We start from the raw sequence: 14,560 nt of genomic DNA on the forward strand, positions 1-14,560 counted from the left end.
CCGTGCGGGAGCATGGACGGCGATGACCGGCACACCCGCCTCCCGCCCGCACGCCCGCGCCCGCGCCCAGCTGCTGCTGGGGCTCGTCCCGGTGCTCGTCGTCGGGGTGGTCCTGCTCGTGGTCCTCGCCGTCCGGCTGCCGGCCGTGCAGGCACCGCTGGCCGCCGCCGGGAGCACCGCGCAGGCCACCGTCGTCCAGGACGGTCTCGACCCCGCCGGCCGGGGCGTGGAGGTCGAGTTCACCGACGCACAGGGCACCGACCGCACCGGTCTGCTCGTGCTGCGCAGCGCCCAGGACGTCGCCGCCGACACCCCGGTCACGGTGCAGTACGACCCGGCCGACCTGGGGTCGGGCACGAACCGGGTCTACACCGACGGGGACGCCGCGCACGGTGCGGTCGGGGACGTCGTCTTCGGGCTGGTGCTGGTCGTCCTGGTGCTGCTCGTGGTCGCTGTGCTGACCGGGTGGCGACTGCTCACCCGGGCCCGGCTCGCCCGCCGCCCCACCACCGCGGTCACCGCCACCCACCTCCTCGTCGGCCGCGGCCTGCTGGTGCGCAGCTGGCTGGAGCTGGTCACCCCCACCGGGGTCCGCTGGCTGCCGGTGCACTGGGCCCCCGAGCTCGACCGGCTGACCCCGGACTCGGCGGCCCTGGTGCACGGCGACCCGTCGTCGTCCCTGGTGCTGCCGGTGGTCGGGGGTCAGCAGGTCTGGCCGTCGGGGAAGCTGCGGCGCTCGGCGCCCCGCGGGGACACCCGGCAGGCACCCGTCGACCCGGACGCCGGCCCGCTCGGGATGGGCCGGCAGGTGCGCGGCGACGTCGTCGTCGCCGTGCTGGCCCCGGTGCTCGGCCTGCTGTGGGCCTACGTCGACGGCAGCGGGGCGGCCGGGTTCGCCGTCGCCACCGCGCTGGGTGCGGCGGTGCTGTTCTGGCTGCCGCAGCTGCTCGGGTCGGACCCGAGCGCCACCAGCCGCTGACCTACACCTCGGAGCGCTCCTGCTCCCGGCGGGCCTGCTCGTCCTCGTCGGGACCGGTGAAGGCCCGGGACCGTTCCCGGGCCTCCGTGCTCCCGGTGAACAGCCCGGCGGTGCGCGGACCCACCTGTGCCGGGATCAGCGCGGTCTGGGGATGCGGCTCGGCCGCGGCCTCGAAGCCGGCCGGACCCTCGTTACGGACCCGCGGCAGCCCGCTCGGGTGCTCGCGCTGCAGCCAGACGACCAGGCCCTCGCGGACCTCGCACCGCAGGTCGAACAGGGTGGGCCCGTCCTTGGCGCTGACCAGCACGCGGACCCGCACCAGCGAGCCGACGGCGTCGGTCACCTGGAGCACCTCGACCCGCTCGTCCCACAGCGGGTTGCCCTGCACGAGACGGGTGGTCTCGGCACGCATCTCCTCGAAGGGGACGGTCCAGTCGACGTCGAGCTCCACCGCGCCCAGCACGGCGGACTCGGTGCGGGTCCAGTTCTGGAAGGGCGTCGTCGTGAAGTAGGTGCTGGGCAGCACGAGTCGGCGGTCGTCCCAGACGTGCACGACCACGTAGGTGAGGGTGATCTCCTCGATCCGGCCCCACTCCTCCTCGACCACCACGACGTCGTCGACCCGGATGGCGTCGGTGAAGGCGAGCTGCAGGCCGGCGAACACGTTGGCCAGCGACGTCTGCGCGGCCAGGCCGGCGACGATGGAGATGACCCCGGCGCTGGCCAGGATCGACGTCCCGGCGGCCCGGGCGGAGGGGAAGGTCAGCAGCATCGCGGCGATCGCGATCACCGCGATGACCACGACGGTGAGTCGGCGGATCAGCGAGACCTGGGTGCGCACGCGGCGGGCGTGCCGGTTGTCCTCGACGTCCACGTCGTAGCGGGAGAGCGCGATGTCCTCGACCACGAAGGCGGCGACGGCGACCAGCCAGCCCACGGTGGCGATCAGCGCCAGGCCCAGGACCCGGACGACGAGGTCGCGCCAGGCGCCCACGTCGGTGGCGGCGTCGAGCACGGCGGTGACCGCGATGAGCACGAAGAGCACGCGCAGCGGCTTGCGGCCCCGCGCGGAGAGGTCGGCCAGCACCGGGGAGCGGCGGGCGAGCTTGGCCAGGAGGCGGCCGAGGGCGACGGCGATCAGGTAGGCGAGCACGGCGGCGCCGGCGAGGACGACCAGCATCAGCCAGGTCCCGCCCGGCACGACGCCGTCGACGACCTCGGCGGCGGAGGGGGTGTCGGTGAGTGCGGACAGCAGGGGGCGCTCCTTCCAGCGGTGGGGGGTGGCCTCGACACCGACGGCGGGCCGTCCCCCACGCTAGGGGCGCTCGGGGAGCCCGTCAGGCCTCCGACGCCGTGCGTCGGACCACACCTGTGCGACACCCCAGCGCGCCCTCAGACCTCCGCGGCGGTGCGCGCCGCGGCGGCGGCGTCGAGGTCGGCGGCGTACTCCCGGACCGCGGTGCGCAGCGCGTCCTCGGCGTCCCACCCGCGCTGCTGCGCGGCGACGACGAGGCCCAACAGCTGCTGACCGAGGTCCTCGGGGCTGCCCGTCAGGTCCGCGGCCGCCGGGGTGGGCAGGTCGGCGCGGCGGGCCCGACCGGCCAGCGCGGCACCCCACGCCGCCGCGGACTGCGAGCTGGACACACCCTGGGTCGGCGACGTCCGCTTCTTCTCGGTCTTCTTGATCTCGTCCCAGCCGCGCTCGACGGCCGCCACGTCGCGGGGCCCGGCGTCGGCGAAGACGTGCGGGTGCCGCCGGACCAGCTTGGCGACCAGCTCGTCGGCGACGTCGTCGACGTCGAAGCGGCGGTCGGCCGGTGCCTCGGCGGCGACCCGGGCGTGGAAGGCGACCTGCAGCAGCACGTCGCCCAGCTCCTCGCGCATCGCCACCGGGTCCTCGTCGGTGATCGCGTCATAGGCCTCGTGCGCCTCCTCCAGCAGGTAGCCGCGCAGCGAGGCGTGGGTCTGCTCGGCGTCCCAGGGGCAGCCGCCGGGCGAGCGCAGCCGGTTCATCACCGCGACGACGTCGAGCAGCCGGGCGCCGGCCGGTTCCGGGGTGCCGACGACGACCGGGGCGTCCCCGGCCTCCTCCGCGGTCAGCAGGACGACGTCCCCGGCTGCGGCGTCGGTCAGACCGGCCACGTCCCGGACGTCGACGCCGGCCTCGCGCAGGGCGGCCGCGGTCGGGGCGGCACCGGGGAGGGCGAGGACCGGGCCGCCGGCGAGGGCCTGCCAGCCGGCCGGGCCGAGCAGGCCGGGCAGCCGCGTGCTGACGGTGACGAGGGTGGGAGCGGTGGGGTCGGGCACCGGCTCAGTCTCCGGCAGGGGCCCCGGCAGCCGTGTCGGCGTCCCCCTGGAGCACCTGGACGACGCCGCCGTCGCCGGCGACCACCGCGCCGTCCTCCAGGGAGCCGTACCGGGGGTTGACCACGACGTCGAGGTCGGCCTCCAGGGCGTCGACCAGTGGCTGGGCGGCGTCCGAGGCTGCCTGGCGGGCCTGCGAGGTGAGGTCGGCGGTGAGTTCCTCGATCGCCGGGAAGGTCACCTGACCGACCAGGATGCCGCCGGTCTCGGCGACCGGGAGGCTGAAGACGCCCTTGGGCAGCACACCGGCGACGGCCTCGGCGAGCACGCCGGGGACCTCGTCGGGGGTCCGCAGCTGCGGGGCCTCCAGCGTGTACGCGCCGGGGTACTGCAGGGCGAGGCCCTCGTAGGCGGTGGGATCAGCGCGGAGCTGGGCGACGACGACGTCCGCGGTGGCCTGGTCGGGCACGGTGATGTAGCCGAGCTGGAACTGCTCCCCGGCGGTGCGGGCGTCGTCGTAGGCGGCGGAGATGCCCTCGTCGGACAGGTCGGCCAGGCCCTCGGCCTGCGCCAGTTCCTCGCGCAGCAGGAGCTGGCGGATGATCTCGCGGGCGTCGTCGGGGAGCAGGCCCTGCTCCTGCGCCAGCTGGCCGAAGAGCTCGTCCTGGCTCTGCCCACCGAGCAGCTCGTCGATCCGCTCGGTGACCTCGGCGTCGTCGACCTCCAGGTCGTAGCGCTGCTCGACCAGGTCGTAGACCCGCTCGCCGACCATCAGGTTCAGCACCTGCCGGGTGAAGTCACCGGTCGGCAGGGAGGCGGCGTACGTGGCGACCGCGTCGTCGGCCAGCCGCTCGTCGACGGCGTCGTCGAGCTCCTGCACCCCGACCTGCGCCTCACCGACGTAGGCGGCGACGTCGGGTGAGGTGCGGCAGCCGGCCAGACCCGCCACGGCGACACCGAGGGCGAGCAGGGAGGCGAGTGTGCGACGGGCCACACGGCGACCCTGCCACACGCTCAGCCCCGTACGGCTGCAGCCACCGCCTGCTTGGGCCGCGAGCACGTCAGCCCTTCCGACGTCCGGGCACGGCAGCCCAGGCACCCGCCAAGGACCGCACCACGCCCACCTGTCGGGCGCGGTGCCTGGCCAACCTGACCGCGAGGTGCCCTGCCGTGTCCCTGGGGCTGACGTAGCACCGGGGGATGCTGAACCGGTCGCCGGGCTCGTAGTCACCCGTCACGCAGGCATGGTCGTAACCAGCCTCCTCGACAGCCTGCATCGCTGCGGCGTCGAAGTCGCCATAGGGGTAGCAGAACCCGTCGACGGCCCTCTGCAGGACGTCCTGGAGCACCCTCCGACTGCTCGTCACCTCGGTCGCCAGCCGCACTGGGTCGAGTCCCGCCATCCGAGGGTGCGTCAGGGTGTGGCTGCCCACCTCGTGACCTGCGGCAGCAACGGCACGGATCTGGTCAGCATCCATCAGGGGCCAACGCGGGTCGGTTCCCCAGGGCTTCGGCCGACCGATGCCCCCGGCGACCACGTAGACGGTGGCGGTCACCCCGTGCCGCTGCAGGAGGGGCAGGACCACGTCCGAGAAATCGCGGTAACCGTCGTCGAAGGTGAGCCCCACGAGCCCGTCCGCGTGCCCCCGATCGGCGGCCCGCACCAGGGCGGACAACGAGACCCCACGGAGACCGACCCGCCGCAGGAACCGGAGGTGGGACTCGAGCGCGGCCGGGCTGACCCGGAGGCCATGGGGATCAGGACCGCGGTCCGCCGTGACGGAGTGGTACATCAGCACCCCGGACGTCGGCACCCGGAGGCCATCCGCGCCACCGGTGTTGCTCATGTCCCCGGCCTCTCGAGCCCGCGCACCACGTCCACCACGGCCTCCCGGTACCGGTCCAGCCCGTACCGGACCGAGGCTCGTCCGGCGTCCCCGACGGCAACCTGCCGAACGGCGGGCCAGCGGCCCACCACGTCGGTGACTGCCGTGGCCCACAGGTCGACGTCCCCGACCGGGAGCAGTCGGGCGTTCTCGTGCCCTGCCGCGGCCTCGCGGAGCCCACTGCTGTCGCTGACCAGGACGGGCCTCGCCGCCAGGACCGCCTCGACGACGGTGTTGCCGAACGACTCCTCCGCGATGGAGGGGACCAAGACGACGTCGGCGTCCGCCAGGTGCGGCCAGACGTCGTCGACGAAGCCCACGAACCGGACGTGCTCGGCCAGGCCGCGCTCGCGCACCGAGTCGAGGAGTTCGGTCTCGAACCACTCGTACCCGGGGAAGACCCCACCCACGAGGGCGAGTTGGGCCCGAACACCACGCCGCCTGAGCTCGTCGACCACGTCGAGCACGACACGAACGCCCTTGCGTGGGGAGAGCCGACCCACGTACACCAGTCGAACCGGCTCCTCGATCGACGATCGAGGTGGGACGACACGAGAGGGACCGGGCACCGAGTTGTAGACCAGGGTCGCCGCTGCAGCCCGGCGTGGCAGCGTCCGCTGGAGCACCGCCCGGGTGAACTCGCTGTTCACGATGACGTGGTGCGCGCCCCGTGGACCCAGCGACATCACCCAGCGGGCCAGCGCCCCCGCCGACGCCTCGGCTTCGTGCACGTGGACCACCGTCCGCCGTCTCGCGAGGCGGGCCAAGAGGGGCCAGGACGGGAGGGTCACGGTGTTGACGACCACGCCCCCCGAGGCACGACTGCGCAACAGCCTGACCGCGGGGATGACGCCGAGCAGGGCGTCGGACACCAGCCGCACAGCGCCGGCGGGGCGCATCGCCGCCCGCCGGAGCACCGGCATGCGGGACACCTCGACTCGTGCGCCGGCCCGCTCGAGCTCGGCCACGAGGGGCCCGGCCACGGGCACGGCCACGGTCACGTCGTAGACGGCGAGCAGAGCCTCGACCGTCTGCAGAAGGGCGCGGTCAGCCCCGTAGAGCTCGGCTCCAGGGTGCACGACGAGCACCCCCCGTCTCGGAGTGCCAGGTCCTGCGTCGTCGTCCGTCACGCGCTCATCATGTCCTGCTCCGGGCCCCTCAGGTCGCGGCACCGGCTGGCTGCTCCAGCACCGAGGTCATCAGCGCGTGCAGCTTCTCCAGCAGCGCCACGTCGCGCAGCGGGGTCCGCCGGTCCGGCCCGACCGGCACCTTGAGCGAGACGGTGTTGACCGTGCCCTTGTAGCTGACGCCCTCGGCCAGGCGGGTCAGCTTCATCTGCTGGGACTCCCGCAGGTCCACCGGGGAGATCCGCACGTTGCGCCCGGCCATCGACACCTCGGTCACGCCCAGCTGGCGCATCGCGGCCCGGAAGCGGGCCACCGCTAGCAGGTTGAGCACCGGTGCCGGGGCGGGTCCGTAGCGGTCGGTGAGCTCGTCGAGCACGGCCTGCGCCTGGTCGTCGTCCTGGACGGAGGCGACCTTGCGGTAGGCCTCCATCCGCAGCCGCTCGCCGGGCACGTAGTCGTGCGGCAGGTGCGCGTCGACCGGCAAGTCGACCCGGACGTCGGCCGGCTCCACCGCCGGGGACTCCCCCGTCGCCTGGGCGCGGTAGTCGCTGACCGCCTCGCCGACCAGTCGCACGTAGAGGTCGAACCCGACCCCGGCGATGTGCCCGGACTGCTCGCCGCCCAGCAGGTTGCCCGAGCCGCGGATCTCCAGGTCCTTCATCGCCACGGCCATGCCGGCCCCGAGGTCGGTGTTGTTCGCGATCGTGGTCAACCGGTCGACCGAGGTCTCGGTGAGCGGTCGGTTCGGGTCGTAGGTGAAGTAGGCGTAGGCCCGCTCCCGCCCACGACCGACCCGGCCGCGGATCTGGTGCAGCTGGGAGAGCCCGAAGGTGTCGGCCCGGTCGACGATCAGGGTGTTGGCGTTGGGGATGTCCAGCCCCGACTCGACGATGGTCGTCGCGATCAGGACGTCGTACTCCTTCTCCCAGAAGCCGACCATGATCTTCTCGAGCTCGTGCTCCTTCATCTGGCCGTGGCCCACCGCCACCCGGGCCTCGGGCACCAGCCGGCGGATCGTGGCCGCGGCCTTGTCGATGGACTGCACCCGGTTGTGGATCACGAACACCTGACCGTCGCGCAGCAGCTCGCGGCGGATGGCCGCGGCCATCTGCTTGTCCTCCCACGCCCCGACGTAGGTGAGCACCGGGTGCCGCTCCTCGGGCGGGGTGAGGATCGTCGACATCTCCCGGATGCCGGTGAGGGACATCTCCAGGGTGCGCGGGATCGGCGTGGCCGACATCGACAGCACGTCGACCGCCGTCCGCATCGTCTTCAGGTACTCCTTGTGCTCGACCCCGAAGCGCTGCTCCTCGTCGACGATGACCAGCCCGAGATCCTTGAACCGGGTGGTGGGCTGCAGCAGCCGGTGCGTGCCGACGAGGATGTCGACCTCGCCGTCGGCCAGCTTGCGCAGGGTCTCGTCGGACTCGGTCTTGGACTGGAACCGCGACAGCACCGCGACGGTGACCGGGAACTGGGCCATCCGCTCGGAGAAGGTCTTGAAGTGCTGGTTGGCCAGCAGCGTCGTCGGCACCAGGACGCCGACCTGCTTGCCGTCCTGCACCGCCTTGAAGGCCGCCCGGATCGCGATCTCGGTCTTCCCGTAGCCCACGTCGCCGCAGATGATGCGGTCCATCGGCACCGGCTGGGCCATGTCGGCCTTGACCTCGTCGATCGCCGCGAGCTGGTCGGGGGTCTCCTGGAACGGGAAGGCGTCCTCGAGCTCGCGCTGCCAGACCGTGTCCGGGCCGAACGCGTGGCCCTTGCTGGCCATCCGCGCCGAGTACAGCCGGATGAGCTCCGCGGCGATCTGCTTGACCGCCTTGCGCGCCTGGCCCTTGGTCTTGGCCCAGTCGGCACCGCCCAGCTTGGACAGCGCCGGGGCGTCGCCGCCGACGTAGCGGGTGAGCTGGTCCAGGGCGTCGGTGGGCACGAAGAGCCGGTCCGGCGGCTGGTTCTTCTTGCCCGGGGCGTACTCGACGATGAGGTAGTCGCGCTGCCCGCCGTGCACGGTGCGGCTGACCATCTCCACGTAGCGCCCGACGCCGTGCTGCTCGTGGACGACGACGTCCCCGGGCTGCAGCTGCACCAGGTCGACCGCGTTGCGCCGCCGGGCCGGCATCTTCTGCGCGTCCCGCATGCTCGTGCCGCGCTGGCCGGTGAGGTCGTGCTCGGTGAGCAGGGCGAGCTTGATGCCGGGGAACGCGAACCCGGCCTCCAGGTTTGCCTGCGTGACGTGGGTCAGGCCGCTCTCCGGGGCCGCGGCCAGGTCGGGCAGCAGCCGGACGCCGAGGTCGGCCTCGGTGAGCTGGTCGGCCGCGCGCTGGGCGGGCCCGGGGCCGGCGAAGGTCAGCACGACCCGCCAGTCGTCCCGGCCCCAGTCGCGCAGCTGGCCGAGGGCGGCGTCCTGGTCGCCGTGGAAGCGCTCGACCGGGGTGGCGGTGAGGGTGACGTGGGTGTCGTCGTCCTCGGTCTGGAGGGTGAAAGCGCCGGTGGTCCACCAGGGCAGCCCGCGGCCGCGGGCGTCGTCGGCGACGTCCTCGAGGTCGCGGAAGGACGACGCGCCCAGGTCGATCGGGGCCTGCCCGGCCTCGGCGGCGGTCTGCCAGGAGGCGGCGAGGAACTCCTCGGCGGTGCGCACCAGGTCCGCGGCCCGGCTGCGGACCCGCTCGGGGTCGCAGACCAGCACGTGCGTGTCCCGGGGCACGAGGTCGGTGAGCAGCTCCATGTGCTCCCCGCCGATGAGCGCCGGTGTGAGCGCCTCCATGCCCTCGACGGCGATGCCCTCGGCCAGGGAGTCGGTGACCTCGGCGAGCTCCGGGTGCTCCAGGGTCAGCGCGCGGGCGCGCTCGCGGACGGTCGGGGTCAGCAGCAGCTCCCGGCACGGTGGTGCCCACAGCCGGTCGGGGCGCTCGTCCAGCGAACGCTGGTCGGCGGCGGAGAAGTAGCGCAGCTCGTCGACCTCGTCGCCCCAGAACTCCACCCGCACCGGGTGCGGCTCGGTGGGCGGGAAGACGTCGAGCAGCCCACCGCGGACGGCGAACTCCCCGCGCTTCTCCACCAGCTCGACCCGGGTGTAGGCGGCGTCGGCCAGGCGCTTGCTGATCTCGCCGAGCTCGGCGGAGTCACCGGCGGCGAGCTCGACCGGGACCAGGTCGCCCAGCCCGGGCGCCAGCGGCTGCAGCAGGCTGCGGACCGGGGCGACGACGACGTCGATCCGGCCGGTCGCGGCCTCGGGGTGCGTCAGGTCGCGGAGCACCGCGAGCCGCCGGCCCACGGTGTCCGGGCGGGGGCTGAGCCGCTCGTGCGGCAGTGTCTCCCAGGCCGGGAACACCTCGACCCGGCGGTCGGGCAGGAAGCAGCGCAGCAGGTCCGCGGTGCGGTCGGCGTCCCGCTCCCCGGCGGTGACCACCAGCACGGGCACCCCGGCCCCGGGCGACGGCGCGGCCAGCGCCGCGGCCACCAGCGGTTGCACGCTGGGCGGGGCGGTCACCGTCAGGTCGGCAGCGCCGGCCTGCTCGACCACCCGGGCCAGGCCGGGGTCGGACAGGACGACGTCGAGCACGCCGCGCAGCGTCACGGTGGGGGAACTCCTGGTGGGTCCGGTGGCCGCACCGCTCACGCTCACCGGCGGACGCACGGGTGCGCGGGGGGCCGGTGACGAGGTTAGTCCCCGCTACGACCACCCGCCGGGCTCGTCAGGAGGTGAGCGCGCGGGACACGTGACCGACCGGGTCTCCCGCGTCCATGGCCGTGAGCGCCCTGCGGAGGAGGGTGCTCGAAGTGTGCATCGTGTAGGGGAAGTAGTGCACCCGCACGCCCACCGCGGCGAAGTCCACCTCTAGCTTGTGGCCCTTGGCCGTGCCCCGCCAGTCATCGCCCTTGAAGATGACGTCGAATCCGACGGTGCGCCAGGTCTCCACCTTGTCGGGCACGACCTCGGCGTGGACTGCGTCGACGAACCGGAGGTTCGCGACGATCTCCATCCGCTCGGCCAACGGCACGACCGGGCGCCGACCCTTGGCCTGGGCCAGCATCTCGTCGCTGACCACGCCGGCGATCAAGAGGTCACAGTTGTCTGCAGCGTGCTTCAGGATGTTCAGGTGGCCGATGTGGAACAGGTCGTAGGCCCCCGGCGCGTAGCCGATGATTGTCAACTCGTCCTCCACCTGCTGTCATCGACCGGCCGTCATTGCACAACTGCCGGTGCCCGTCACTGAACGTCACAACAGTGACGCGCTCATGGCCGGATCTTACGGACATCGATCACACTGTGTCATCAGTTCTCGATGAGGTTCACCCCATCGGTGGTGCCAGGGCAACGAGGGGGGACCCGTGACGAATCCGAGCGGTGATGCAGGTCTCGGCGATGGGGATCCCCGAGGGGGGTCGATCTCCAGACGGAAGGCGCTGTTCCTGGGTGCGGGTGCAGGTGCGGGCGCGACAGTCGGGGGGGCCGCAACCGCCATCGCCGTCAGGCGCGGCGGCAGGACAACGCCGTCCGAGCCCGGGCCGTCGGCCGGGGCGCTCGGCCTCGTCGCCGTCGAGGACTTCCGGGCGGACGGTCGCGACGACGACGCCACGCTGGCGGCCGCCGTCCGACACGCAGCGGCACAGACCCACAAGCCAGCCGTCGTCTTCGCCAACCGGGCTTATGACCTGACCCGACCCGTCCCTGCCTACTCAGGACTGCACCTCATGCAGCTGGGGAAGGGCGAGGAGTTCCGCTTCGGGCAGAGCATCCGGGTCCCCGTCGGCGGCCTCGTCGCGTTCGATCCCGCGGCCCACTCCATCACCCTCGAGGAGCTCAGCTGCGAGGTGCGGGACCACCTGTTGGAACCCATACCCCGGGACGCCTCTCGGGGCGCATGGCGTGACGTGCGCGTGTCCGGCGGCGGGACGAGCGGCGGCTCGACCCTTCTGCAGGGGGCCTTCCTGCGACTGGACTTCCAGCCTGCCTACGTCAACGACGTGAGTGACTCGGTCGTCCGGATCGGCGGCAGCGACTCGTGGTTGTTCACCCGCGGCCCGCACTACGTGAGCGGTACCCTCCCGCCCGACCGACCGTTCCTAGACTTGGTCGACCTGGGCCAGTCGATCGTGGGCAGCGCCTACATCACGGCGCAGGGCGGTCATGGTGTCGCCATCGGTGGCCGAGCGACCGGGCTGCGCCTAACGGGCACCATGGTCGACGCGACCGGCCGGACGGGCGAGTCGGCCACCCAGCTCGCGGGTCTGCAGATCACCGGTGGCATCGACACGACGGTGACCGACCTGTGGGTGTTCAACGCGAACGCGAGCGGAGCGAGCCCCGGTCTGGTCACCGTCACCGGAGGCGAGGACGTCCTGTTCGTCGCACCCCGCTTCCCGGGGTTCGTGGACGGCCAGCCAGCTGCGGATGTCGATGGACCCTGCATCCACACGACCGTGCCCATCACCGTCCTGGCTCCGAAGGCCGCTGGCCGAGCGAAGCTGCTCTCCGAGGCCGAACCGGGTCTCATCACCCTCGTGGGCGCCCCGGGCTGGGAGGTCCGCACCACGTGAACCGCACCTGCCGACGTCCGTCACCCGTCACCCGTCACCCGTCACCCGGAGGAGTGGAAATGCGCTACCGCGCTCGTCTCGCCGCGCGTCGGGGTCGAAGGACACCGTACGAGTACGGGGACACACCGAGGGCGCCGCGATGAGCAGCGCTGCCAACCGTCGATCAGCGTGGGCGCGAGGAGCAGAGACGATGGACCTGTCGGACTACGTGGCTGCTCTGCGCCGCTACTGGACCACCTGGGTGACCGGTGCCGTGCTGGGGTTGTTGCTGGCGCTGGTGGCGAACCTCGTCATCCCGACGACCTTCAGCGCGACCGCGACCGTCTTCGTCTCGAGCACCGTGGAGGGGACCGACGGCTCAGCCTTCGTGAACCAGCGCGTCGCCAGCTACCCCGACGTCGCCATCAGCCAGACCGTGCTGATGCCCGTCGCAGAGGACCTCGGTCTGCCCTTCGCCGAGGTCCGCGACCACGTCACGGCGATGAACCCGGTCAACACCTCCCAGATCACCGTCACGGCCACCGCCGCGGACAGCGCCGTGGCCGCTGGCATCGCCAACGAGGTCGCACGTCGGTTCGGCAGCGTCGTCGAGGGACTCGAGAGCTCTGGGGGCATCTCGTCACCGGTCAGCCTGACCGTCACCGACCCCGCCATGGAGCCGACCTCCCCGAGCGAGCCGCGTACCGCCCTGCTGGTGGCGCTGGGGCTGGTCGCCGGGCTGTTCCTCGGGCTGGCTGCCGCGGTCGTACGGAGCAGGCTGGACCGGACCGTGCACGGCGAGCTGGACGTGCGCCGAGCGCTGGCCGGGGAATGGGACGAGGTCCCTCTGCTCACCGGCGAGTCGTACGGGACCGGCCACCCCACCGCGCGGGTCGTCGCTGAGCTCGCTCGGCGGGTCGACCTGATGGGCGAAGACCGACCGGCCCGAGTCGTGCTGCTCCCCCCGTCGGACGACGCGCACCCCGACCTGGTCGACTTCTCCGCTGCCGTCGTCCAGGCACTACGTGAGAAGAACGTAGACGCGCTCGTCGCCGAGCTCGAGGGACCTGCCCTCCACGTGCCGTCGACGACCAGCACGCCGGTCTCAGGGGACTCACCCGAGCCTGGTCGCGTGGTGCTCTCCACCGGGTCGCCGATGGCGGCACTCCGCACCTGGCATGCGTTGCGGTCCGACGCCGCCGGGATCGTGGTGGTCATCGTGGACGGCGGCGTCTCCGACACCCAGTTGCTCTCGGTCGCCGGGGTGCTCCGCGCTGTCGACATCACCCCGGTGGCCGTGGTCCTCCTCCCGCGCGCCCGGAAGGTCGGTCGCCGAGAACGCCGGCGGCGGATCCCCGGGCCGTCGACCTCCGGCTCTGGCTCATCGATGTTCGCGGACGCACCCGCCCAGCCGCTGCTGGCGGACGGGCACGTACATCCCGACCCGGCCCCTCGGCCGTCGACGGTCCCGATCGTCACGGAGGTCGCAGCCTCACCATCGGACGAGGGCGGAGACCAGGGCGGAGACCGCGGCCTTCACCTCGGCGGCGAGCAGCGCGGTGAGGAGCCGTCGCGCGCCCAGATGCCCCTCCGCCGGACCCGGCAGCGCCCCGTGCAGCGATCACCGAAGCCCGCCTCAGAGGCCACGCCTCGACCGAACGTGCAGTCGTCCCGGAGGAGCTGACACCCCTCCGTCCCGACCAGCTGCCCTGCGCACCGGGCCCCTGGGCAGCGGAGCAGCCCTAGGCTCGCGCCCCCCGGTGCGGTCGATGGACCGACCTGTTGGGACCACGCTGTCCGACCGCACGGCCTCCGGTCCATCCAGCCCTGGCTGAGGCGGACTGGGGCCGCTCCCAGGTCCCCCCCTCCACGGCCAGCGACACGACCAGGACGACGAGGAACGCGGGCGTGGCGTCGAACAGCCCGCTCTCGACGGTGCTGCGGCCCACGAGGAACACTGTGAGGCCGATGTGCAAGACCCGGTCGGACCGCAGTGACGCGATGACGTTGCGGACCATCCACAGCATCCACACCAGCGCCACGAGGAGACCAACCACACCGGCCTGGACCAGGGCGGACACCCAGCTGCTGTCCAATGGCTGAGTGTCGCGGAACCGGTCCACCACGGGGATCACCTTGAGGGACAGCCCGCCACCGAACGCCCCCCGCCACACGGACTCGGCCCAGACGACTGCGGCCCGCCATGCGTTGAACCGTGAGTCCAGGGTGTCGGTCCCCGTGCCGTCCCGTTCAGCGAACCCGACCAGCGCCCCGGTGTTGATCAGCAGGACCGAGCCGGCGGCCACCGTCACCAGGGCCCCCACCACGAGGCTGGGACGGAAACGACGGGTCAACAGCAGCATCGCCAGCAGCCCGAGGACGAGCATGAGCAGGCCGGTTCGTGAGCCGGATAGCCAGACGAGCACCAGCCACCAACACGCGAGTCCGTACTCCCAGGCCGCGACGGGGTGCTGCAGCACCCGCCACGCGACGTGCACCAGTGCGATCCCCGCGAGGAGGGCCACCTCGTTCGGGCTCAAGGGGGGCACACCCCCTCGCAGTCGTCCGTCGGCCAGACTCGAGACCCCGCTGAGGACCGCCACCGTGACCACCACGGCGCAGGCCCAGGCCAGCGCGGCGATCACCTCCTCGACCGACCGTCGACGCAGCAGCACGAACAGCGCCACGGTCACCAGGACGACGCGGGTCGCCACGATCGTCCCCGCGACGATCTCCCCCTC

At 72.8% G+C, this 14,560-nt stretch carries 11 protein-coding genes; 3 read left to right on the forward strand and 8 right to left on the reverse strand.

Features of this window, described 5'->3' with window-relative positions:
• The first annotated feature begins 22 nt into the window (after window positions 1–22).
• A complete protein-coding gene (locus ASG36_RS05055; RefSeq protein ID WP_055760236.1) occupies window positions 23–979 on the forward strand; it encodes a hypothetical protein in 957 nt (318 codons plus the stop codon).
• Between the two features lies 1 nt (window position 980).
• On the opposite strand, the gene ASG36_RS05060 is transcribed toward ASG36_RS05055, so the two are convergent.
• The 7 genes from ASG36_RS05060 to ASG36_RS05090 form a co-directional block, all read right to left on the reverse strand.
• Window positions 981–2,180, reverse strand: a complete 1,200-nt coding sequence (locus ASG36_RS05060; protein WP_235494586.1) for a mechanosensitive ion channel family protein — start codon at window positions 2,178–2,180, stop codon at window positions 981–983.
• Window positions 2,181–2,371: 191 nt separating this feature from the next.
• Window positions 2,372–3,286 carry a MazG family protein gene (locus ASG36_RS05065; RefSeq protein WP_055760238.1) on the reverse strand — a complete coding sequence of 305 codons (915 nt, stop codon included), beginning with the start codon at window positions 3,284–3,286 and terminating at the stop codon, window positions 2,372–2,374.
• A 4-nt stretch (window positions 3,287–3,290) separates the two neighbouring features.
• Entirely contained in the window at window positions 3,291–4,277 is a 987-nt protein-coding gene (locus tag ASG36_RS05070; protein ID WP_055760241.1) for a SurA N-terminal domain-containing protein, read from the reverse strand.
• Between the two features lie 67 nt (window positions 4,278–4,344).
• Window positions 4,345–5,130, reverse strand: coding sequence for a polysaccharide deacetylase family protein (locus ASG36_RS05075; protein WP_055760245.1), 786 nt, complete (start codon window positions 5,128–5,130; stop codon window positions 4,345–4,347).
• Window positions 5,127–6,248, reverse strand: a complete 1,122-nt coding sequence (locus ASG36_RS05080; RefSeq protein ID WP_200944330.1) for a glycosyltransferase family 4 protein — start codon at window positions 6,246–6,248, stop codon at window positions 5,127–5,129. The genes ASG36_RS05075 and ASG36_RS05080 overlap by 4 nt, the downstream gene beginning before the upstream one ends.
• A 79-nt stretch (window positions 6,249–6,327) precedes the next feature.
• Complete coding sequence (gene mfd / locus ASG36_RS05085) at window positions 6,328–9,876, reverse strand: transcription-repair coupling factor (RefSeq protein WP_082522792.1); 3,549 nt, start codon at window positions 9,874–9,876, stop codon at window positions 6,328–6,330.
• Window positions 9,877–9,994: 118 nt separating this feature from the next.
• Complete coding sequence (locus ASG36_RS05090; protein WP_235494588.1) at window positions 9,995–10,465, reverse strand: adenylyltransferase/cytidyltransferase family protein; 471 nt, start codon at window positions 10,463–10,465, stop codon at window positions 9,995–9,997.
• 166 nt (window positions 10,466–10,631) lie between these two features.
• Here ASG36_RS05090 and ASG36_RS22165 point away from each other — a divergent pair, with 166 nt between their 5' ends.
• Complete coding sequence (locus ASG36_RS22165) at window positions 10,632–11,840, forward strand: hypothetical protein (protein ID WP_055760251.1); 1,209 nt, start codon at window positions 10,632–10,634, stop codon at window positions 11,838–11,840.
• Window positions 11,841–12,030: 190 nt separating this feature from the next.
• Entirely contained in the window at window positions 12,031–13,503 is a 1,473-nt protein-coding gene (locus ASG36_RS05100) for a YveK family protein (protein ID WP_055760253.1), read from the forward strand.
• A gap of 58 nt (window positions 13,504–13,561) precedes the next feature.
• Here the strand turns inward: ASG36_RS05100 and ASG36_RS05105 are convergent, their stop codons facing one another.
• Complete coding sequence (locus ASG36_RS05105; RefSeq protein ID WP_157498570.1) at window positions 13,562–14,506, reverse strand: O-antigen ligase family protein; 945 nt, start codon at window positions 14,504–14,506, stop codon at window positions 13,562–13,564.
• Window positions 14,507–14,560: the final 54 nt, after the last annotated feature.

This window comes from Geodermatophilus sp. Leaf369, assembly GCF_001424455.1.
In the GTDB taxonomy this organism is placed as follows: domain Bacteria; phylum Actinomycetota; class Actinomycetes; order Mycobacteriales; family Geodermatophilaceae; genus Klenkia.